At 60.1% G+C, this 21,186-nt stretch carries 17 protein-coding genes; 7 read left to right on the forward strand and 10 right to left on the reverse strand.

What is annotated here, in order from left to right; all coding sequences use genetic code 11:
* Nucleotides 1-383: 383 nt before the first annotated feature.
* Together hutG and hutI are read right to left on the reverse strand one after the other, a co-directional pair.
* On the reverse strand, nucleotides 384-1,175 hold the full coding sequence (hutG, locus tag Q3H59_RS13815; RefSeq protein WP_309835381.1) for an N-formylglutamate deformylase: 792 nt from the start codon (nucleotides 1,173-1,175) through the stop codon (nucleotides 384-386).
* Nucleotides 1,172-2,389, reverse strand: coding sequence for an imidazolonepropionase (gene hutI, locus Q3H59_RS13820; RefSeq protein ID WP_309835383.1), 1,218 nt, complete (start codon nucleotides 2,387-2,389; stop codon nucleotides 1,172-1,174). The genes hutG and hutI overlap by 4 nt, the downstream gene beginning before the upstream one ends.
* Before the next feature lie 85 nt (nucleotides 2,390-2,474).
* Here hutI and Q3H59_RS13825 point away from each other — a divergent pair, with 85 nt between their 5' ends.
* Both Q3H59_RS13825 and Q3H59_RS13830 read left to right on the forward strand, forming a co-directional pair.
* Nucleotides 2,475-3,830, forward strand: a complete 1,356-nt coding sequence (locus tag Q3H59_RS13825) for a formimidoylglutamate deiminase (RefSeq protein WP_309835385.1) — start codon at nucleotides 2,475-2,477, stop codon at nucleotides 3,828-3,830.
* Nucleotides 3,827-4,366 carry a HutD family protein gene (locus Q3H59_RS13830; protein ID WP_309835388.1) on the forward strand — a complete coding sequence of 180 codons (540 nt, stop codon included), beginning with the start codon at nucleotides 3,827-3,829 and terminating at the stop codon, nucleotides 4,364-4,366. The genes Q3H59_RS13825 and Q3H59_RS13830 overlap by 4 nt, the downstream gene beginning before the upstream one ends.
* On the opposite strand, the gene hutC is transcribed toward Q3H59_RS13830, so the two are convergent.
* On the reverse strand, nucleotides 4,350-5,105 hold the full coding sequence (gene hutC, locus Q3H59_RS13835) for a histidine utilization repressor (RefSeq protein WP_008102577.1): 756 nt from the start codon (nucleotides 5,103-5,105) through the stop codon (nucleotides 4,350-4,352). The genes Q3H59_RS13830 and hutC overlap by 17 nt on opposite strands.
* 319 nt (nucleotides 5,106-5,424) lie before the next feature.
* On the opposite strand from hutC, the gene hutH reads away from it, so the two are divergent.
* Together hutH and hutU are read left to right on the forward strand one after the other, a co-directional pair.
* The gene (hutH, locus tag Q3H59_RS13840; RefSeq protein ID WP_309835390.1) at nucleotides 5,425-6,978 is read left to right on the forward strand and encodes a histidine ammonia-lyase; all 1,554 of its coding nucleotides are present in this window, start codon (nucleotides 5,425-5,427) and stop codon (nucleotides 6,976-6,978) included.
* 10 nt (nucleotides 6,979-6,988) lie between these two features.
* On the forward strand, nucleotides 6,989-8,674 hold the full coding sequence (hutU, locus tag Q3H59_RS13845; protein ID WP_192413984.1) for a urocanate hydratase: 1,686 nt from the start codon (nucleotides 6,989-6,991) through the stop codon (nucleotides 8,672-8,674).
* A 99-nt stretch (nucleotides 8,675-8,773) separates the two neighbouring features.
* On the opposite strand, the gene Q3H59_RS13850 is transcribed toward hutU, so the two are convergent.
* Nucleotides 8,774-9,928, reverse strand: coding sequence for an IS481 family transposase (locus Q3H59_RS13850; protein WP_309832769.1), 1,155 nt, complete (start codon nucleotides 9,926-9,928; stop codon nucleotides 8,774-8,776).
* A gap of 313 nt (nucleotides 9,929-10,241) precedes the next feature.
* Here Q3H59_RS13850 and Q3H59_RS13855 point away from each other — a divergent pair, with 313 nt between their 5' ends.
* The gene (locus Q3H59_RS13855) at nucleotides 10,242-11,399 is read left to right on the forward strand and encodes a M20 aminoacylase family protein (RefSeq protein WP_309835394.1); all 1,158 of its coding nucleotides are present in this window, start codon (nucleotides 10,242-10,244) and stop codon (nucleotides 11,397-11,399) included.
* A 163-nt stretch (nucleotides 11,400-11,562) separates the two neighbouring features.
* Here Q3H59_RS13855 and ybiB read toward each other — a convergent pair whose 3' ends face one another.
* The 3 genes from ybiB to Q3H59_RS13870 are packed head-to-tail and all read right to left on the reverse strand — an operon-like array spanning nucleotide 11,563 to nucleotide 15,679.
* Nucleotides 11,563-12,531 (reverse strand): DNA-binding protein YbiB, encoded by a 969-nt coding sequence (ybiB, locus tag Q3H59_RS13860; protein ID WP_309835397.1) that lies wholly within the window; start codon nucleotides 12,529-12,531, stop codon nucleotides 11,563-11,565.
* A 52-nt stretch (nucleotides 12,532-12,583) separates the two neighbouring features.
* Entirely contained in the window at nucleotides 12,584-14,728 is a 2,145-nt protein-coding gene (dinG, locus tag Q3H59_RS13865; RefSeq protein WP_101763133.1) for an ATP-dependent DNA helicase DinG, read from the reverse strand.
* A 54-nt stretch (nucleotides 14,729-14,782) separates the two neighbouring features.
* Nucleotides 14,783-15,679, reverse strand: a complete 897-nt coding sequence (locus Q3H59_RS13870; RefSeq protein WP_101763134.1) for a LysR family transcriptional regulator — start codon at nucleotides 15,677-15,679, stop codon at nucleotides 14,783-14,785.
* Between the two features lie 124 nt (nucleotides 15,680-15,803).
* Between Q3H59_RS13870 and speB the strand changes: the two genes are divergently transcribed.
* Nucleotides 15,804-16,760, forward strand: a complete 957-nt coding sequence (gene speB / locus Q3H59_RS13875; RefSeq protein ID WP_405041826.1) for an agmatinase — start codon at nucleotides 15,804-15,806, stop codon at nucleotides 16,758-16,760.
* A complete protein-coding gene (locus Q3H59_RS13880) occupies nucleotides 16,760-17,845 on the forward strand; it encodes an iron-containing alcohol dehydrogenase family protein (RefSeq protein WP_192413944.1) in 1,086 nt (361 codons plus the stop codon). The genes speB and Q3H59_RS13880 overlap by 1 nt, the downstream gene beginning before the upstream one ends.
* Nucleotides 17,846-18,104: 259 nt before the next feature.
* Here the strand turns inward: Q3H59_RS13880 and Q3H59_RS13885 are convergent, their stop codons facing one another.
* The 3 genes from Q3H59_RS13885 to Q3H59_RS13895 are packed head-to-tail and all read right to left on the reverse strand — an operon-like array spanning nucleotide 18,105 to nucleotide 21,175.
* Entirely contained in the window at nucleotides 18,105-19,466 is a 1,362-nt protein-coding gene (locus Q3H59_RS13885) for an MmgE/PrpD family protein (RefSeq protein ID WP_309835403.1), read from the reverse strand.
* A complete protein-coding gene (locus Q3H59_RS13890) occupies nucleotides 19,450-20,337 on the reverse strand; it encodes a polysaccharide deacetylase (RefSeq protein ID WP_309835404.1) in 888 nt (295 codons plus the stop codon). The genes Q3H59_RS13885 and Q3H59_RS13890 overlap by 17 nt, the downstream gene beginning before the upstream one ends.
* Nucleotides 20,330-21,175 (reverse strand): polysaccharide deacetylase, encoded by an 846-nt coding sequence (locus Q3H59_RS13895; protein WP_101763139.1) that lies wholly within the window; start codon nucleotides 21,173-21,175, stop codon nucleotides 20,330-20,332. Before Q3H59_RS13895 ends, Q3H59_RS13890 begins: the two co-directional genes overlap by 8 nt.
* Between the last annotated feature and the right edge of the window lie 11 nt (nucleotides 21,176-21,186).

Genomic DNA, 21,186 nt, shown 5'->3' on the forward strand with positions numbered 1-21,186 from the left:
CCTGGCTATTAATCGAATTTGGCAGTCTCTGCTTATGCAATATTTGCAGATGACCTTTCATGTATATACAAGTTAGCGTGCGGCAGATCATTGTCGGCATAAGCTTTTTGTGAGCCAGCCAGTATAAAAATTCATAATCGCTGCGCGGTCTTTACTTGTACATACAACCTAGCAAGCACTATGCCAAATCGGCAAAGCCGCAAATTCAGGGAGATGGTCACGCGATGGACATAATATTGCACCGCGAGGAGGCAAGGTGTGCATTGTGATGGTGCAGGATCATGAATCGTAGCGGCGCGATTAATCGCGCGTATGAATGGCGACCACATTGCCAATCTGAATAACGTGCAATAAATTGCACCGCTACGAATAGATGCGGGGATTTACTTAGGTTTACCGGCGTCTAAAAACGCCTGCATCAGCGGTTTCAGCACCTTCTGCAGCTGCGCAGCGCGATCCTGCTGCCAGGCAAACGGCGGGGTTTCATCCATATAATTGAGCTGCGCCAGCTCCAGCTGCACCGCCTGCACGCCATGCTCCGGCTGGCCGTAGGCGCGGGTAATATAGCCGCCTTTAAAGCGTCCGTTCGCGATCCAACTGTAATCGTTTTGCGCATTACACACCTGTTTGATCGCGTTGATCACCGCCGTTGAACAGCTGGCGCCATCATTGGTACCGATGTTGAGATCCGGTAAACGCCCCTCAAACAGACGTGGGATCACCGAGGCGATCGAGTGCGCATCAAACAGCAGCGCGTAACCATGTTCAGCTTTCAGGCGTGCCAGCTCCTGCTGCAGCTGTTGATGATAAGGCTGCCAAATCGTGTCCAGATAACCCTGGCGTACCTCGGCGCTCGGCGTTTTACCCGGTGCAAAGGTGGGGCTGCCGTCGAACAGGGTTTCCGGATACAAGCCGGTGGTCGCCGTGGTGTAGAGCGGCTGATTATCCGCCGGGCGATTAAGGTCAATGACAAAACGTGAATAGTGACCAATTAACACGCTGGCGCCGAGATCGCGCACAAAATCGTACAGCAGCGGCAAGTGCCAATCGGTATCCGGCAGGCCGCGCGCTGCGTCGCTCAGCCCGGCGTCCACTTCCGGCGTTAACTGCGTGCCGGCGTGAGGAATGCTGACCAGCAGCGGAATCTTACCGGCGGTGAAATGAAAAGGTGTCATTGCGCTTCTCCACGATAAATAACCTGGCACGGCAATTCGCCGCCCAGCCAGTAAACCAGCTCAGCCGGACGCGCCAGCGGCCAGTGAACAAAATTCGCCACCTTGCCCGCTTCCAGCGAACCGTGCGAGTGCTGTAATCCCAGCGCTTTGGCGCCCCACAAGGTCACGCCCGCTAACGCCTCTTCCGGCGTTAAACCAAACAGCGTGCAGCCCATGTTCAACATCAGTCGCAGCGAAAGCGCCGGTGAGGTGCCCGGATTGGCATCGCTGGCCAGCGCCATCGCTACGCCGTGTTCTCGAAACAGTGCAACCGGCGGACGCTGGGTTTCACGCAACAGATAAAACGCGCCCGGCAGCAACACCGCCACGGTGCCGTGCTGCGCCATCGCTTGCGCATCCGCTGCGGTGGCGTACTCCAGATGATCGGCGGAGAGCGCACCGTAACTGGCCGCCAGTGCCGCGCCGCCCAGCGCCGAAAGCTGCTCGGCGTGCAGTTTCACCGCCATGCCCAATGCTTTGGCGGCATCAAAGACCGTGCGAACTTGCTCAGGAGAAAAGGCCAAATGCTCGCAAAACGCATCCACCGCATCCGCCAACCCTTCTGCTTTCACCTGCGGTAACAGGCGCTGGCAGATGATATCGATCCAGCCTTGCGGATTGTCTTTAAACTCCGGCGGGAAACCGTGCGCGGCTAAGCAAGTGGCCTGCACATCGGCAGGCACCGTTTCCGCCAACTCACGAATGGCGCGCAGCATGGTCAGTTCGCTGGTCTCATCGAGGCCGTAACCGGATTTGATCTCTACCGTGGTGACGCCTTCCGCCAGCAGGCGATCCAGCCGCCAGCGCGCACTTGCCACCAGCTCTTGCTGCGAGGCCGCGCGGGTGGCGCGCACCGTGGAGAGAATGCCGCCGCCCTGTGCAGCGATTTCTGCATAGCTCACACCATTAAGACGCTGCTCAAACTCCTGGCTGCGATCGCCGCCAAACACCAGATGCGTATGGCAATCCACCAGACCGGGCGTGATGATGCCGCCGGAAAATTGGTGCTGTTCGCGCGCGGCAAAAGCCGGGCATTCACTGCGTGGCCCCACCCAAATCAGTTTTCCCTGATCGACCGCCAGCACGCCGTCGGCAATCAGATTGTAGTGCCCGTCACGCATCGTAACGATGTCGGCCCCCAGCCACAGGCTGTCGATCTGCTCTGTTTCTGCCATCCCACTCCCCTTCGCGTTCGGCGATTTACACTGCGCTTCAAAGTATGTATATGTATATACAACTTTCCGCCATGCAGGATCAACCATGACAACCTATTTTGCCCCACGCGCACTGCTGGCCGACGGCTGGCATGAGCGCGTGCTGATTACCACCAACGCAGTCGGACAGATCACCCAACTCGCGCCCAACAGCGAGCCCGGCGATGCCACGCGTCTTGCCGGACCGGTGATTCCGGCGATAGCGAATCTGCATTCACACGCCTTCCAGCGCGCGATGGCGGGATTGGCTGAAGTAGCGGGCGATCCGCAGGACAGCTTCTGGACATGGCGCGATCTGATGTATCGCATAGTGCAGCGCCTGTCGCCCGAGCAGGTTGGTGCTATTGCCACGCATCTCTACATCGACATGCTGAAAGGCGGCTACAGCCAGGTGGCGGAATTCCACTATTTGCACCACGATGCGCACGGCAAACCCTACGCCGATGATGCCATGCAGCTGGCACTGATGGCGGCAGCGGAGACCGCCGGCATCGGTCAAACCTTGCTGCCGGTGCTCTACAGCTACAGCGGTTTTGGTTCGCAGCCGGCCAGCGATGGCCAGCGCCGTTTCATTCAGCAAACCGACGCCTATCTGCAACAGCAGCAGCGCGTAGCGAGCTGGAGCGCGGATAAGCCGCTGCTTAATCATGGCATCTGCTTCCATTCGCTGCGCGCGGTAAATGAAGCGCAGATGCACGAAGTATTAGCCGCCTGCCCGCAGGATGTGCCGGTGCACATTCACGTCGCCGAGCAGGAGAAAGAGGTTAACGACAGCCTGGCGTGGAGCGGTGAGCGTCCGGTGGCGTGGCTGCTCAACCGCTTCGCGGTCGATCAGCGCTGGTGCTTGATTCACGCCACTCATCTTGATGACGACGAAATTCAGCGCATGGCGGCAAGCGGCGCGGTAGCGGGATTGTGTCCGACCACGGAAGCCAACCTCGGCGACGGCATTTTCCCAGCGGTGGAGTACATCGCGCGCGGCGGCCGCTGGGGCATTGGCTCCGACAGCCACGTGTCGCTTAGCGCATTGGAAGAGCTGCGCTGGCTGGAGTACGGCCAGCGACTGCACGATCGTCGTCGCAACCGCATCACCTTGCCCAATCAACCTTCCGTAGGCGATCTGCTGTGGCAGCAAGCCGCACAGGGCGGCGCGCAGGCATGTGGTTTGCCGGCGGGTGAACTGGCGGTAGGCAAACGTGCTGACTGGCTGGTGCTGGCAGAAGACGCGTTCCTCAGCAGCGTTAGCAGCACAGCGCTGTTGAACCGCTGGCTGTTTGGCGGCCAGCGCGAACAGATCCGCGACGTGTTTGTGGCGGGCAAGCAGGTGATCAGCGAAGGCCATCATGCGGCAGAAGAGCGTGCAGCAGCGAACTTTGCCGGGGCGATGAGGGCATTACAATGAGCACCCGTTTTGCCTACGACCAGCTTGCGGTCAGCCGCTGGCGCAACGGCGGCGGTGAAACACGAGAAATCGTCAGCTATCCGCCGGGCGACGCGCAGTTTGCCTGGCGCGCCAGCATCGCTACCATCTCCGCCGACGGGCCGTTTTCACCTTTTCCCGGCATTGATCGCGTGATTACCCTGCTACACGGCGACAGCGTTTTACTGCAGAGTGAACAGGCTCAGCAGCGCTTAACCTCGCTGCAGCCGTGGGCGTTTCCCGGTGAATGGGCGATTGAAGCCACCATTTCGGGTAGCTGTCAGGATTTCAATATCATGACGCGGCGCGACAGCTGGCGATCGGCGGTGAGCATCGCGCAAGAAACGGTCAGCAGTGAAAACGGCGTGGCGTGGGTGGTGGCGGGAATATGGCAAACTACGGCCGGAGAGACGCTAGAAGTGGATCAGGGGATCTGGTGGCTGGATGAAAAGCTTGAGCTGGCACCGCAAACGCCGGATGCCAGACTGTTATTTGTCACGCTTAGCCGTGTCCTCTAAAGCGCCCCAGCAACTTATAGCGCGATCCCGGATACAACAGGCGCGCGTAGGTCACAATCTTGTTGTCGCTCCACGTCTGACGACGAATCAGCAGGCACGGCTCATGTTCATCCAGCGCCAGATGCTTACGCTGACGCAGATCCGGCAGCACCGCTTCCACAATATGCTCACCGGCGGTCAGCGGCGCAACGCGCATCAAATAGGTGTACGGCGTCAGCTGATGATAATCCTGGCTGAGATAATCCGGCGCCACTAGCGGATTGACCAAGCGATCTTCCAGCTGTACCGGCAGATCGTTTTCGTAATGCACAATCAACGAATGGAACAGCGTTTGCCCGGTGGATAATCCCAGCACCGCCGCCTGTTCCGGATCGGCCTTCATCTGCCCAATCGACAAAATCTTGCAGCTGTGACGATGGCCGCGCTGCGCGATCTCATCGGCGATGTTGTGCACTTCCAGCATCGCGGTGTAGCCCTTCATCTCCGCGACAAAGGTGCCCACACCCTGCATGCGCACCAGAAAACCCTCGCTGGTGAGTTCACGCAGCGCGCGGTTAATGGTCATACGACTGACTCCCAGCTCGTTCACCAGCTCACTCTCAGACGGCACGCGCTGGTTGGCTTTCCAGTGACCTTCGCGGATTTGGCTGACGATCGCCTGCTTCACCCGCTGGTAAATCGGCGCAGGCTCATCGCCCATCGCCGCAGCCAGCTGTGCTACTGCTGTTTGCTCCGCCATTTCCTGTTCCTTTAAAGAATAATGCCCAAAGTTTACTGTCTCAGCCCGTAAATGTATATACATCTAATTGTGCAAGGCGCCCAGTATTGGTGCAGCTTTCGCCCTGCTCCGGTGCAATCCCGCTGCGTTTACACTGCATAACGCGCATTGCGTCGTATTTCACAGAACAAGAACAATCTGGCATAGCGCTTGCTACTTGTATAGACAAGATTAGACACTTATGCTTCACTCATCGCAATCCACGGCAAATCGGACAGCCACATCGCAAAATATCGGCGTCCCATTCATGCCAGATCACTTGTATAGACAGGAGTAGACTATGTCAGGTTCGGTTCAGGAAATTCGCCTCGTTCCCGGTGAAGTGGACCTCGCTACCTTGCGCACCATCTATCAAAGCAAGGTAACGCTCACGTTGGCCGATGAAGCGCGAGCAGCGATTGCGCGTGCCCATGAAACCGTCGATGCCATCGTCGCATCCGGCAAAGTGGTGTATGGCATCAACACCGGTTTCGGCAAGCTGGCGCAGACGCAGATCCCTTCAGCGCGGCTGGCCGAGCTGCAGCGCAATCTGGTGCTGTCGCACAGCGTTGGCCTCGGCGATTTGCTGCCGGACAACGTGGCGCGTCTGGTGGTCGCCACCAAAATTATCAGCCTGGCGCGCGGTCACTCTGGCGTGCGTATCGAACTGATTGAAGCGCTGCTGGCGCTGTTCAACGCCGGTGTAATGCCGTGCATCCCGGAGAAAGGTTCGGTGGGCGCGTCAGGCGATCTGGCCCCGCTGGCACATCTTTCCCTGATGCTGCTGGGCGAAGGTCAGGTACGCGTCGATGGCGAGTTAATCCCCGCGACCGAAGGCTTAGCGCGCGTTGGCCTGCAGCCGATTGTGCTGGGCCCCAAAGAAGGTCTGGCGCTGCTCAACGGCACGCAGGTTTCGAATGCGCTGGCGCTGCGCGGGTTGTTCGAAGCGGAAAACCTGTTCGCGGCGGGCCTGATGGCCGGCGCACTGTCGCTGGAAGCGATTAAAGGCTCGGTGAAACCTTACGATGCGCGGATCCACGAAGCGCGCGGCCAGGTGGGACAGATCAACGTTGCCGCTGCCGTCTCCTCTTTATTAGCTGGCAGTGAAATCCTCGGCTCACACACCCACTGCGGCCGCGTGCAGGATCCCTACTCGATTCGCTGCGTGCCACAGGTGATGGGCGCCTGCCTCGATAACCTGTCGCACGCCGCGCGCGTGTTGCAGATTGAAGCCAACGCCGCCTCCGATAATCCGCTGGTGTTCAGCGACAGTGGCGATGTGATTTCCGGCGGTAACTTCCACGCCGAGCCGGTGGCCTTCGCCGCCGATATTCTGGCGCTGGCGATTGCCGAAATCGGCGCGATCTCCGAGCGTCGTCTGGCGCTGCTGCTGGATACCGGCCTTTCCGGTTTACCGCCGTTCCTCGTCAATGATGGCGGCGTTAACTCCGGCTTTATGATAGCGCAGGTCACTGCTGCAGCGCTGGCGTCTGAGAACAAATCGCTGGCGCATCCGGGCAGCGTTGACAGCCTGCCAACCTCCGCTAACCAGGAAGATCACGTCTCGATGGCGACCTACGCGGCCCGCCGCCTCGGCAGCATGTGCTTCAACACCGCCGCTGTGGTCGGCATTGAGGCGATGGCTGCGGCACAAGGCATTGATTTCCATCGTCCGCTGCAGAGTTCGCCGACGCTGGAGCAAGAGATGAGCCGCATTCGCGAGAAGGTGGCCTTCCTCGATCACGACCGTTTACTGGCGCCGGATATCGAATCCATGCGTCTGTGGGCCAGCGCACCTGCATGGCCTGAATCTCTTACCGCGCTGCTGCCAAGCCAGCGTAAGACTGTTAATTAAGGAATCGATGATGAGCGAAACTTTGACTCAGGCTGTAGCCCGTGAAATCCGTGCGCCGCGCGGTAATGAATTGCACTGCGCCAACTGGTTGATTGAAGCGGCTTACCGCATGATCCAGAACAACCTCGATCCTGACGTGGCAGAACGCCCGGAAGATCTGGTGGTGTACGGCGGCATCGGTAAAGCCGCGCGTAACTGGGAGTGCTTTGAGCAGATCCTGCGTTCGCTGCGCGCCCTGCAGCCGGAAGAGACGCTGCTCATCCAGTCCGGTAAACCGGTGGGCGTGTTCCGTACGCATGCCGATGCGCCGCGCGTGCTGCTGGCTAACTCGAATCTGGTGCCGCATTGGGCCAATTGGGATCACTTCCACGAACTGGATCAAAAAGGCCTGATGATGTACGGCCAGATGACCGCCGGTTCGTGGATCTACATCGGTGCGCAGGGCATCGTGCAAGGTACCTTCGAAACCTTCGCTGAAGCGGGTCGTCAGCATTACGACAGCAATCTCAGCGGCCGCTGGATCCTCACCGCCGGTTTGGGCGGCATGGGCGGCGCACAACCGCTGGCGGGTGTGTTGGCCGGTGCCAGCGTGCTGGCGATTGAGTGCCAGGAATCACGTATCGATTTCCGTATCCGCACCCGCTACGTCGACCACAAAGCCTATACGCTGGACGAAGCACTGGCGCTGATTGATCAGGCCAACAAAGAGAAACGTGCCATTTCTGTTGGTCTGCTGGGCAACGCCGCTGAAATCGTGCCGGAGCTGGTGAAACGTGCCAAAGCGGGCGGCATGAAGCCGGACATCGTCACCGATCAGACCTCAGCACACGATCCGATTAACGGTTATCTGCCGGTCGGCTGGGATCTGGCGCGCTGGGAAGCCGAGCGTGTCAGCAACCCGAAAGCGGTGGAGAAAGCCGCGCGCGCCTCAATGGCGGTACATGTGCAGGCGATGCTGGATTTCCATCACATGGGCGTCCCGACCGTGGATTACGGCAATAACATCCGTCAGGTGGCGCTGGATGAGGGCGTGAAAAACGCCTTCGATTTCCCGGGTTTTGTGCCGGCCTATATTCGCCCGCTGTTCTGCGAAGGCAAAGGCCCGTTCCGTTGGGTGGCGCTGTCAGGTGATGCGGAAGATATCTACAAAACCGATGCCAAGCTGAAAGAGCTGTTCCCGGATCACCAGAATCTGCACCGCTGGCTCGACATGGCGCAGGAGCGTATCGCCTTCCAGGGCTTACCGGCGCGTATCTGCTGGCTGGGTCTCGGCGAGCGCCACAAAGCGGCGCTGGCGTTCAACGAAATGGTGCGTAACGGCGAGCTGAAAGCGCCGATCGTCATCGGTCGCGACCATCTGGATTGCGGTTCCGTGGCGTCACCGAACCGTGAAACCGAAGCGATGAAAGACGGCTCGGATGCGGTATCCGATTGGCCGCTGCTCAATGCCCTGCTGAACACTGCAGGCGGCGCGACCTGGGTGAGTCTGCATCATGGCGGCGGCGTCGGCATGGGCTTTTCACAGCACTCCGGCGTGGTGATTGTGTGTGACGGCAGCAAAGAAGCCGATGCGCGTCTGGGCCGCGTGCTGTGGAACGATCCGGCCACCGGCGTGATGCGTCACGCGGATGCAGGTTACGAATTAGCGCAAAGCTGCGCGCAGGAGCACGGTCTCAACCTGCCGATGCAGAAATAACGTTTCAATTAGCGTTCTCCAATCAGTCCCCTCTCCCGCCTGCGGGTGTACAGTCCGGGGACATGGTAGACAGGTGTTCGGGGACATGGTGAACACTTTTTAACATCCTTTACCCATGGTGATCGACTTTTTCTTCAGGTCGATCACCCCCACTTTTGTGCTGTACCACCATACCTCGTAGCACCCGTCTTCCTGCATCTCCTTCAGGCCAACGTGCTCTCCCCTGAACGCCTTGCCTGCCTTCAGACTCAGGCCTTTTATAGTCAGCTTCCCACTGATATCTACCTTCCTGACCATCACGCCCTCGTCGTATTCCGCTGACGTTACGCTGGCGCTGTACTGCCGAGCCGATGGCTGATAGCGCGACGCCGGCACCGCCATATCCAGCGCCTCATGCGGGCGTTCAAGGTTATAAATCGTCCGCCAGTGATCGAAGGCGCGCTGCAGCTCACCGTCGTCCGCGAACCACTTCCCCTGCAGCACTTCAGCCTTCAGGCTGCGGTGAAAGCGCTCCAGCTTGCCCTGCGTCTGCGGATGATAAGGCCGGGAGTGCCCCACCCGGATACCCTGTCGCATAAGCCACAGCTCGACGGCCGTCCAGGTCCCGGTAGTGTCGCCCCACGGTGAACCGTTATCCATCGTCATCCGGTCCGGCAGGCCGTAACGTTCAAAGACTCTGACCAGCTGCTTCTGCACCGTCTCACGCCGCTCATCAGCGCAGTGTACGAGGCAAAGCGAGAAGCGGGAGTGATCGTCAAGGAGGGTAAGCGGGTGGCAGCGGCCGCCGCCAAAGGGAAAATGCCCCTTGAAATCCATCTGCCAGAGCTGGTTCGGGGCCGCATGTTCAAACCGGCCCGTGGCCGGGACACCCGGAGCTGAGCCCGGCAGCAGGTCGTGGCGGGCCATCAGGCTGTGGACGGTGCTGAAGGCGGGCATGCGGTGTCCGCGGTCTTCGAGCCAGCGCTTTATCTTGCGCGCGCCCCAGTGCTGATGAAGTTCATGCGCCATACGAAGCAGGTCAGTGATGTCGTCAGACGAGCGGTTGGGAGAGTGATGGGGTATGCAGGGGCGGTCCTCAAGACCGGATTCTCCCTCTTCAGCCCAGCGGCGAAGCCACTTGTAGGCAGTGGCGGAAGAAATGCCGTAGTGACGGCAGAGTGCGCGGATGTTCGCCCCGTCTTGCGAGGCGAACAGAACAAACTCTTTACGTAATGACATGGTATCTCTCGCATCCCAGGACATAAGCGACTCCATAAACGGGTTCTTATGCCTTAGTTGTAAGTGTCTACCATGTCCCCGAACAAGTGTTCACCATGTCCCCGGACTGTACAGCGGGAGAGGGTTAGGGTGAGGGACAGCGCGCACCTTTCAACATTGTGCAGCATTCCTCTGATCCCAGCCTTCTCCCGCAAGCGGGGGAAGGAACTTACAAGCCCGTTTGCTATATTCCATTCCGCTATACCCTATAGCCAAATTATTCCGTTCCGCGATAGACGCCGCCATACGCTTGCCACTACAGTAAATACATTATTTTGCAGCTCACGCTGCTAATGGAGAGCCTTACCTTATGAGCCTGCCTGCTGCACTGCTGGAAAACGCCCTCAACTGGCGTCGTCAGTTACACCAACATCCTGAGCTGGGTTACCAGGAGCAGCAGACCAGCGAGCTCGTCGCACAGGTCCTCACCGAGGCCGGATTACAGGTGTTTCGTGGCTTAGCGGGCACCGGCGTAATCGGCACATTAGAGAACGGTCCCGGACCGGTTATTGGTCTGCGCGCCGATATGGATGCGCTGCCGATCACCGAAAAAGGCGCGCCGCAGTGGAAGTCGCAAACAGCCGGCGTCATGCACGCCTGCGGCCATGATGGTCACACTTCTATTCTGCTGGCGGCGGCTTGTCAGCTGGCGGCTACGCGTAACTTCAGCGGCACCATTCACTTCATCTTCCAGCCCGCCGAAGAGAATCTGGGTGGCGCGCGCAAAATGGTGGAAGAAGGCCTGTTCCAGCGCTTCCCGATGGATGCGGTTTACGCCATGCACAACTGGCCGGGCATGCCGGTGGGCACGCTGGCGGTGAATCCGGATGCGATGATGGCGTCACTCGACTCGTTCGAAATTACGCTGCACGGTAAAAGCTGCCATGCGGCGATGCCGGAAAGCGGAGCCGATCCAATGGTGGTCGCCGCCGAACTGATTCTGGCGCTGCAAACCATTCCGTCGCGTCGTCTGTCGCCACTGGCTTCGGCGGTGGTGAGCGTGACGCAGATTCACGGCGGCGAAGCGATTAACGTCATTCCTGAACAGATTGTGTTGCGCGGCACGGTGCGATGTTTGCAGACCGACGTGCGCAATCGCGTGCGCGGTCTGATTGAGGATTTTGTCACGACGTTGCCGCGCCCGTTTGGCGTCAGCGGCGAGATTCACTGGTATCCCGGTTATCCGGTCACCGCCAACCATGCAAATCAAGCCGAACAGGTGCGTGCGGTGGCGGTTGATGTGCTTGGCGAGGCGCAGGTTCACTGGCAGGTGAACCCTTCAATGGCTTCGGAAGATTTTGCCTGCATGCTGCAAGCCTGCCCCGGTGCCTATTTCTGGCTGGGTGCCGATGGCGCAACGCCGTCCGCACCGCTGCATAACGCCAATTACGACTTTAATGATGAGCTGCTGCCGATTGGTATTACCTTCTGGCAGCAGTTGGTAGAGCGCGTGCTGGCGAAAGCGTAAGGGCGGTCGCCAGCAATGGCGGATGCTTGCTCGTGCCGTCGCGGCGCAATTTATTGCGCAATCGCGGGATGGCGACATTGCCGCCATTGAACAGCGCGATTAATCGCGCCGCTACAGCTTGTGTGCGCTGTAAATGAGGCGCTTAATTCAATGGCTTTATTCTTCACATCCCCGCCAACTGTAACTTCACTTCTGCATCCGCCAGGCTAGCCGATTCACCGGTCGCCATCAAACAACACGCCAGCTGCAAACGCAGCGCCTGCGGCACCGCGCGTTCCCCGGCTAATACCTGATTGATCCACGCGGCGGTGTCCTGTGCGCTTTTGCTTTCCGGCAGTTCCACACTGACTTCCGGCTGGCGCTCAACCCACACTTCCGCTTCTGCACCCGCGCCACGAATGTAGTTAATCGCCGGGCAGCGCTGCGGATTGGCATACACCTCGCCTTCGGTACCGTTGAGCAGAATCGCCGGTGCATCAATATCCTGGAAGAATTTCCCCACGCGCGGCACATATTCCGGATGCGAGACGCTGGCCAGGCGCAGCGCAGCACGTTCGGCAAACGGCGTCGCCAGTTTCGCCAGCGTATGCGCACTGTTACGCACGCCCATGCGCCAGCGCAGCGACAGCTGTTGCGCCATTGGCGCACACAGATGGTCGATGGTGATAAACGCCAGTTCGCCGTTATCCAGCTTCGCCTGCGCCTGTGCGGCGGAGGTGACAGGCGCGATGTCCAGCGCTGCCAGCACCGCTTCGGTGGTGATGCGCGTAGGATCGTCGCTGACGCCGTGCAGCAGCACCGGAAAGCCCAGCTTCACCAGCAGCAGCGCCAGCAGCGGCGTCAGATTGCCCTGACGGCGCGCGCCGTTGTAACTGGGAATGACAATCGGCATCGGACGGTTAGCGGGTGCCTGCAACGGCATCATCTGCTGCTGCATCGCGTGATAAAAACCGCGCATCTCCTCTTCGCCTTCGCCCTTGATGCGCAGCGCAATCAGCACGCCACCCAGCTCCAGCTCCGGCACGTCACCGGCCAGCATCGCGCTGTAGAGCGCCTGCGCGGTGGCGAAATCGATATCGCGCGCGTGATTTTTACCGCGCCCAATCTCTTTAATAATTTTATTCAGTTCCATCAGGCATTCCCGCTTCCAGGGCGCGCCGCCGTGCGGCTGCCAAAATTGATCGTTAGATTTTCTTACTGCGACGTTTTTTCGTCTTGTCACTGCTGGCTTCCGGCATCGGCGGTTGCTCAATCGGGAACACCGGTAGCGCGGCCAGCAGTCGGCTGCCATAGGCTTTGTTGAGCAGGCGGCGATCGTAAATCACGATTTCGCCAAAGCAGCTGTGGCTGCGAATCAAACGTCCTACCTGCTGAATCAAGGTAAAGGAGGCGCTCGGCAAGCTCTGCACTTCGAACGGATAGCGTTTCAGGCTCTTCAGCCATTCGCCCTCGGTCAAAATTACCGGACTGTCCACCGGTGGAAAAGCGATTTTATGGATATGCACCTGCGACAGCAGATCGCCTTTCAAATCCAGCCCTTCGGCGAACGATTGCAGCCCGACCAGAATACTGATTTTACCGGCTTCGACGCGTTCCCGATGCAACGCCACCAGGCGCGAACGCGGCTGATCGCCCTGCACCAGCATCGACAGGCGCAGATCAGGAATATGTGCGACAAACTGCTGCATCGCGCGGCCGCTGGCGAACAGCACCAGCACCCCTTTGTGCTTCTCTTCGGCGATCTGCTGGCGGAAAAAGCGCGCCATCTCGGCAATGTGCTCCGCTTCCTGCGCCATCTGCGGCTCAAACTGCATCTGCGGAATCACCAGCTTGCCCTGGTCGATATGGTTAAACGGTGAATCCAACGCCACAAAGCGGTCGCCGGCTTTCTCGCTCAGGCCGGACATCTCCTGCAAACGGTTGAAGCTGTTGAGCGATCGCAAGGTGGCTGACGTCACCACCACATGCGGGATTTTGCGCCACAGGATTTTTTCCAGCTGATCGCTCACGCGAATGCCCGCGCAGTGGAACAGCAGATGCGCCTGGCCTTCACGAATCTCACGCGTAATCCACTTCGACACCGGCGCATTGGAAGCTTTCTCCATCGCCGCCAGCCGCCACAATTTGCTAATCGACTCGAACCAGCCGAAGTGGCGATTGAGCTGAATGATAGCTTTATGCAGCCGCATGATATCGGCTTTCCCGGTTTGCTCGCCCAACTCGTTGAGCAGGCCTTCGCTTAAGCCGCGCAGCGCGTCACTCAGCTTGAACAGCCGCGCGCACAGGCTCAACAGCTCTTCCGGCAATTCACCCAGTACAAAGCGGAACTCGCCCGGCTGATTATGGCCCGGCAGCAGCGGATTGAGCGCATCGCACAGGATCTGCAGCAGCTCGCGCATTTCATCGCAGTGACCTTTCAGGCGCTCCGGGTTGGTGAGCGGCGGCGGCGATTTTGGGCGGAACTGCGCCATGATGGTTTCCACCAGCCGCACAAACAGATCGAGCTGCAAACTGCTCCAGCCGGGCGTGATCTCCGCGCTCATCTCCAGCGCATCGCGCGCCACTTCCGGCAGATGATGGCCTTCGTCCAGCACCAGCATCAGGTTTTTCGCCGGTGGCAGCACCGATTCATTCTCCATCGCCGCCATCACCAACGCATGGTTGGCGACCACCACATCCGCCTGCTCAATTTCGCGACGCGCGACAAAGAACGGGCATTCACGATACCAGCGGCAGTGATGGCCAAGGCAGTTGGCTTTGTCGGTGGAGAGGCGTTGCCACAAGCTGTCCTCGATGTTGACATCGGTGTGATCGCGCAAGCCATCCCAGCGGTAGCTACTGAGCTGCTTCTCTAGCTTGGCGCAGAATTTCTGCTCCTCTTTCGAGCCGGTGACCGCCTCTTCATCCAGATAGAGCAGCAAATCGCCCTGCTGATCTTCGGTCGCCGCCAGCGCCGCAAGGTTGCGCGGACAAACATAGCGTCCACGGCCAAAGGCGGCGGTAAAGGTGAGATCGGGGATGATTTTCTTCAGCAGCGGCAGATCCTTGCTGAAGATCTGGTCCTGCAACGCCACGTTGGCGGTGCTGATCACCAGCCGCTTCTCCTCGGCGCGGCTCACCGCAATGCCGGGAATCAAATAAGAGAGAGTTTTGCCGACGCCGGTGGGCGCTTCAATCGCCAGATGACGACCTTCGTCACCGGCCAGACTTTTCGCCACTTCGGCAATCATCTGGCGCTGCGGCGCGCGCGGGATAAAGTCAGGAACCTGCTGCTGCAGCGCCTTATACCATTGCGCAATCTGGCTTTTTATCGCTGCTGTCAGGGCCATTTTCGTTACTGTTTGCTGAATTGGCCTGTATTTTTACACAGTATTGGCGCAGCGTCAGCTTTCGCTGCTATTTTTTCGCGCTGGATTCAGAATTTCACGCATCGCGCGGATTAAGGTTTCACGCGCGCGCCCACGGCGGAACGCAAAAGAGAAAGGCGCGCGGAAGTGGAAATGGTGCGGCAGCAGGCGACGCAGCGTGCCCTGCAGTTCCCCGCTGCGCGCGTAGTGTTCGGGCAAATAGCCAATGAAGCGGCCAGAGAGAATCAACGTCAGCTGCGCTTCGATGCTCTCCACCGACGCATTGCTCTGGCGGAAGCCGCGCTTGTTCAGCTCCTGCTGATTCCAGTAACGCCGCGTCACCATGCCGGTTTGCTGCACGGTGCGCACATCCGGATGACCCTCAGCCAGCGGATGTTGCGGGCTGCAATAGAGCCAATGCTGTTCTTCGTAAAGCGGAATGGTCACCAGATTGCTGGCGCGCAGCGGAAAGTGCCCAATCGCCAAATCGAGCCGATCCTCCAGCAACTGCTGCTGCAACTCATTGGGATCGCGCACGCTCAGATTAAAGAATACCGCCGGAAAGCGCTGGTTAAAGCGGGCGATAGCGGCAGGCAGATCCAGCGTGCTATCGGTGACGGTGGCGTCCACCACGCCAAGCGAGAAAGTGCCGCCCTGCGCGCTTTTCAGCGTCTCTACCTGCTCCTGCCAACCCGCCAGCGTCGCCAGCATCTCCTGACTGTAGCGATAGAACTGCTCGCCTTTGCTGGTCAGGGTAAAGCCGCCGCGCCCGCGCTGACAGAGGATAAAACCGAGCTGGCTCTCGAGCTCGCTCATGTAGGCGCTGATGGCCGGCGTGGTCATGTTCAGCGCCTGCTGCGCGCGCGAATAGCCCTGATTTTCCACCACGCTGGCGAACACCTGCAGCAGTTTAAGATTGGGAAGCGTCTGCACCGATTTTCCTTCAGAGATTGCTGACTAAAGTTAAGTAATCTCTGAAGTGATTATCGGCTGTCAAGGATTTTTCCGGCGCGCGGGCTGGGTAATGATGGGTTTCACCTGACTGAAGGAGTGCGTGATGACCGATTTCCCCCAGCCGCAAGGCGGCAACGAAATGCCCCGTTTCGCCGGACGCGGCACCATGATGCGTTTACCCGCCGCTGAATCACCAGCCGATTTGGATGTGGCGTTCATCGGCATTCCGCTGGATATCGGCACCTCGCAGCGCAGCGGTACGCGCTATGGCCCACGCGCCATCCGCGCCGATTCAGTCATGATCCGACCCTACAACATGGCCACCGGCGCCGCGCCCTTTGATTCGCTGCGCGTCGGCGATCTCGGTGATGTGCCGATCAACACTTACAGCCTGCTGAAATCAGTCGATATCATTGAAAACTATTATACCGAGCTGAATAACTGGCCGATTATCCCGTTAACGCTGGGCGGCGATCACACGCTGACGTTGCCGATTTTGCGCGCGCTGGCGAAGAAGCATGGGCCGATGGGGCTGATTCACATTGATGCCCACACCGACACCAACGACGAGATGTTTGGCGAGAAGATCGCGCATGGCACCACGTTCCGCCGCGCGGTGGAAGAGGGCCTGCTCGACTGCCAGCGCGTGGTGCAGATCGGGCAACGTGCGCAAGGCTATGCCGCCGATGATTTTCAGTGGGGCGTCGATCAGGGCTTCCATCTGGTGCCCGCCGAGCAGTGCTGGTATCGCTCCATGACGCCGCTGATGGCCGAGGTGCGCGCGCGTATCGGCGACGGCCCGGTGTATCTCTCTTACGACATCGACAGTTTCGATCCCGCGTGGGCACCCGGCACCGGCACGCCGGAAGTGGGCGGTTTAACCTCGATGCAAGGGCTGGAGATCGTGCGCGGCTGTCGTGGACTCAATCTGGTGGGCGGCGATCTGGTGGAAGTCTCGCCGCCGTACGACATCAGCGGTATGACCTCGCAGCTGGCGGCCAATATCCTTTATGAGATGCTGTGCGTGTTGCCCGGCGTCCGTTACACAGAGAACAAGTGATGACACAACAGAATCTGGTTTTCCCGGCGCGCGTGCTGCGCGGTGCGGGCGTGATCAACCAATTAGGCGCGATCTGCGCCGGACTGGGACAGCGTGCGCTGCTGATTGGCGGCCATCAGGCGTTGCAGGCAGTAGAAGCGCAGGTTCGCGCGCAGCTGCTGGCGGCCAATGTCACGCTGTTAGCTCAAGAGTGGTTTGGCGGTGAAACCTCGATCAATCAGATCAACCGTCTGGCGGCGATGGCCAGCGAGCTGCACGCCGAGGTGCTGATTGGCGTGGGCGGCGGTAAATCGCTGGATACGGTGAAAGCGGTAGGCGCCCAGCTCGGCGTGCCGGTGATCACGCTGCCAACCATCGCCGCCACCTGTTCCGCGGTGACGCCGCTGAGTATTCGCTATGACGATAACGGCAATTTCTTCGACATCTTCCCGCTGCCGCAGGCACCGGCGGCGGTGATCATTGACAGCGAGCTGCTGGCTAAAGCGCCCGCCCGCTGGCTGGCCGCCGGGCTGGGCGATACGCTGGCGAAGTGGTACGAGTTCCGCGCGGTCAGCGCACGTCATCCGGCACGCGAGGGCAATGCGCTCTCGTCACTGGCGCACAGCCAGATCTGTTATGACGTGATTGGTGAACATGGACCGGCAGCCTATGCCGCAGTGCTGCGTGGTGAGAGCAGCGCGTCGCTCGATCAGGTGCTGGATGCGATCTTCACCTGGGCAGGATTAACCTCGCTAATGAGCAATGGCGCACACGCGGCGGCTTCGCATGCGATTTATGAAGGCTTTACCTTCTGCGATAAAACCCGCGAGTTTGGGCACGGCTTGCTGGTCGGCTTTGGCAACCTCTGTTTGCTGGCGCTGGAGAACCGCACCGATGAGGAAGTGCTGGATGAGATGCGCCTGGCGCGCGATTGCGGCGTGCCGCTGACGCTGAGCGAGATTGCCGCGCTGGATGAAAGTGAGCTGGCACTGATTGTGCGCGAATCGGTGCATGCGCCGGATATGGAGAACATGGCCGAAGCAGTGACCGAAGCGCGCTTGCTGGCAGCGATAGCGCGGATTGAGGGGTTAGCGGGCAGGGTTTAGTTTGTGCTCGCTGTGGCTTGAATGTGCTCGCTGTGGTTTGAATGTGCACGCTGTGGTTTGAATGTGCACGCTGTGGTTTGAATGTGCTCGCTGTGGTTTGAATGTGCTCGCTGTCCCCCTCCTCGGTCCTCCCCCATAAATGGGGGAGGAAGATGCTGCCACATATTCGTTCTGAAGCTGCATGTGGCAGCGTCTCCTTCCCCCATTAATGGGGGAAGGCCGGGATGGGGGACAGCGAGCACACGCCAAAAGGGGAAAATCACCCAATCCCCAACAACCCCACCACTTCCCGCACATCCGCCACTTCATCCAGCTCCAGACACACCGCCTCGAGCCGTTCGACCTGCTCCAGCGGCAATACGCGCGCGGCCAAACTGCGGTATTTCGCCAGCAAGGCATCCAGCGTGAGCGGATTGGTTGGCGCGCCTGACGGCACCGGCACATGCTGCTGCCACTGCGCGCCCTGCCCGGTTTCCAGCCGCACCCACGGCTCGTCGTCGCGGCTCTGCTGCTCATCGATCACCAGCTCAATACGTGCCAGCAACGCTTCCACATCGGGATGCAGGCGCTGGGCATCGTCATAACTGGCCAGCTCCGCCGAGCCGTACAGTGCGCGCGCCGCCAGCGCATACGGCAGGCTCATCTGCGCCGCCGCCAGGCTGTGTAACTCGCGTCCGCCGCACATCTCCAGCAGGAACGGATTAACGCCCACCACGATGCGCGCAATCTGCTCAACCCGCACATTATGCTGTTGCAGCAGGATTCCCAGCGCATCAATAGCCGCGTGGGTGCCACGGCACGAAGCGTAAGGTTTGATCGAGCAGCGCGCCAGTTTCCACACCTCGCCGAGATCGGCCGTCAAGGCCTGCGGCTGCTGGGTTTCCGCCGCTAAGGTTTGCAGGAAGCCGCCCCAGCGTGGTTCAAACACCGCTGAAGGGCCGCTGATACCGCGTTGTGCCAGCAGCGCGGCCTGCACGCCGCCTTCTGCTGCGCGCGCGGCATGCAGTTTTTTGGTGTGCGATCCGTCGTGAATAAAGCCCCACAAACCGCCGCTGAAGCTGGCGGCAATGCCCAGCGCAGACGCACACTGCGCGCGATCCAGCTGCAGCAGCGAACAGACCGCCGCCGCCGCACCAAACACGCCGCAGCTGGCGGTAGAGTGCCAGCCTGCGCCGTTGTGCGCCGAGTAACCGCCGCAGGCTTCTAACACGCGGCGGCCAACGTCATAGCCGATCACCATCGCCACCAGCAGCGCTTGCCCGTCCACCGGCTGCGTCGCCAGCGGCAAAGCCGCCAGCAGCGCCGGGATCACCACCGCACCGGAGTGATCGCAGCCGCCGGTATCGTCGAGTTCATACATGTGCGCCGCCACGCCGTTCAGCCACGCCGCCTGACGCGGACTGGCCTGCTGCGCGCTGCCCCAAATTTGCGCCTGTTCGCGGCCACCTTCGGCCTGCACCAGCGCCAGACACTCGCGCCAGATCGGGCTGTCGCAGCCCGCCAGCGAAGCTCCGAGCGTATCAAGCAGATGGCATTTTGCCTGCTCCACCAGCGGTTCAGGCAGTTGTGCAAAACGCGTCCCGGCGATAAAGGCCGCCAGTTGATCAAGCGAGTTCGCCATGCGCACCTCCAGTGATGCGGGTAAACACCTCCGCCGGATGGCAGACATCGTTATCCGGCTGCGTCTGCCAGTGCGCCGCCGCCTGCTCAGCGGTGGCGATCCACACATTGTGCTGTTGCAGCATGTCGAGCAGCGCCCGCAGCAGGCCAATACGTCCGGCGGTGCCGATGATTTCCGGATGCAGGCGCAGCAAGTAGCACAGGCCAAAGCGGTGGAAGCCGTGGAAATCCTGCGTCATATTCGCCAGGGTTTCGCCATACGGCGCGATGCGCGATTGTCCCGGCGGAATAGCCGGGCTGAGGTTAAAGGCGAAGTACGGCTCATCTTCCAGCGTGTAGTGCATCGGCAATTCCACCAGACGCGTACCGGGATGGAAATACGGCAAATCGTCGCCGCGCCAACTGGAGGACCATTGAATGCCGCGTGCGATCAACGCCTGCGCCAGTCCCGGTTTCCACTGCCCGGCGGGCGTGCGGAACCCCGTGATTTTGCGTCCGGTTATCTGCGCCAGTTTGTCGCAGCCGCGCGTCACGCTGGCGATCTGCTGCTCCAGCGTCAGCAGCGAGAAATCTTCGTGGCTATCGCCGCTGCAGGCGATTTCATGGCCGCCGGTCACGATGCGCTGCACCAGTTCCGGCTGCTGTTCGGCGACAATCGCGGGCATACACCAGCTGGCTTTGAGCTGCTTTTCTGCCAGCAGCGCCAGCAAGCGATCGACGCCGCGCAGCGTGCCGTAGCGCCATACCGACAGCGTTTTATCACGCCCCGCCACTGCCGGAGCCTGGGTGAGAATGCCGTGAATATCGTTGAAATCGATAGTGAGGATCGCCGCCGACTGGAAACCCAGCGGCCAGCGTGAAGGTTCAGTCATGCTGTTGCTCCTGCAAATACCACTGCGCCACCGCGTCGCAGCGCGCAAACCAAACGTCATCGCGCGCCGTCATATGTGCAAACAGCTGTTCCAGCAGCAGCAAGCGTCCCGGCTGGCCGGAGATTTTCGGGTGGAACAGCGTGGTGAGGCACAAGCCTTCATCCATCGCGCCATCGAACTCGCGCTGCCAGTTATCACGCGTGTGCGCATAGCTGGCGATGCGGTCGCCGCCTTTGGGGAAGTCGGGCTGGCGCGTGTAGGCCAGCGAGGCGTAATCATCCATCTCCCACTTACCGGGGATCTCCACCAGCGGCGTATGGCCCGCCACCGGAATGCTGTAGGGGCGATCGTCGCCGCGCATGCTGCTGGAGTAGATCACGCCCGCGTCACGCAGGATTTGTGGCGTTTCCGCATGCCAGTCGCCCGACGGCGTACGAAAACCGCAGGCGGTGATGCCCAGATGCTGGTGAAAGACTTCAGCGGATTTCGCCATGACTGCGCGCTGTTCATCCGGTGAAATCGCCCAAAAGGATTCGTGGCGATAGCCGTGATAGGCCACTTCGTGGCCCTGTTCGATAATCGCCTGACACTGCTGCGGCCACTGCTCCACCACCCACGCCGGCACAAAGAAGGTGGCGGGAAGGTGGAAGGCGCGCAGCAGGTCAAGCAGACGCCCGAGCGCGCGGTACGGCCCGTAAGCCCCAAAGGTAAAATACTCTGGCGTTGACCACAGGCTGCCATTCAGCATGGCATCGCCGGTGGGACCGTCGAGGTCAAACGCCAGCGCCATACAGCCGCGTTTACCCTGCGGCCAGCGCACTGCGCCCGGTTGTTGCATCTGCGCGCTCC

Origin of the sequence: Pantoea sp. SORGH_AS_0659 (assembly GCF_031453915.1) — a bacterium.
Classification (GTDB): Bacteria; Pseudomonadota; Gammaproteobacteria; order Enterobacterales; family Enterobacteriaceae; genus Pantoea; species Pantoea leporis.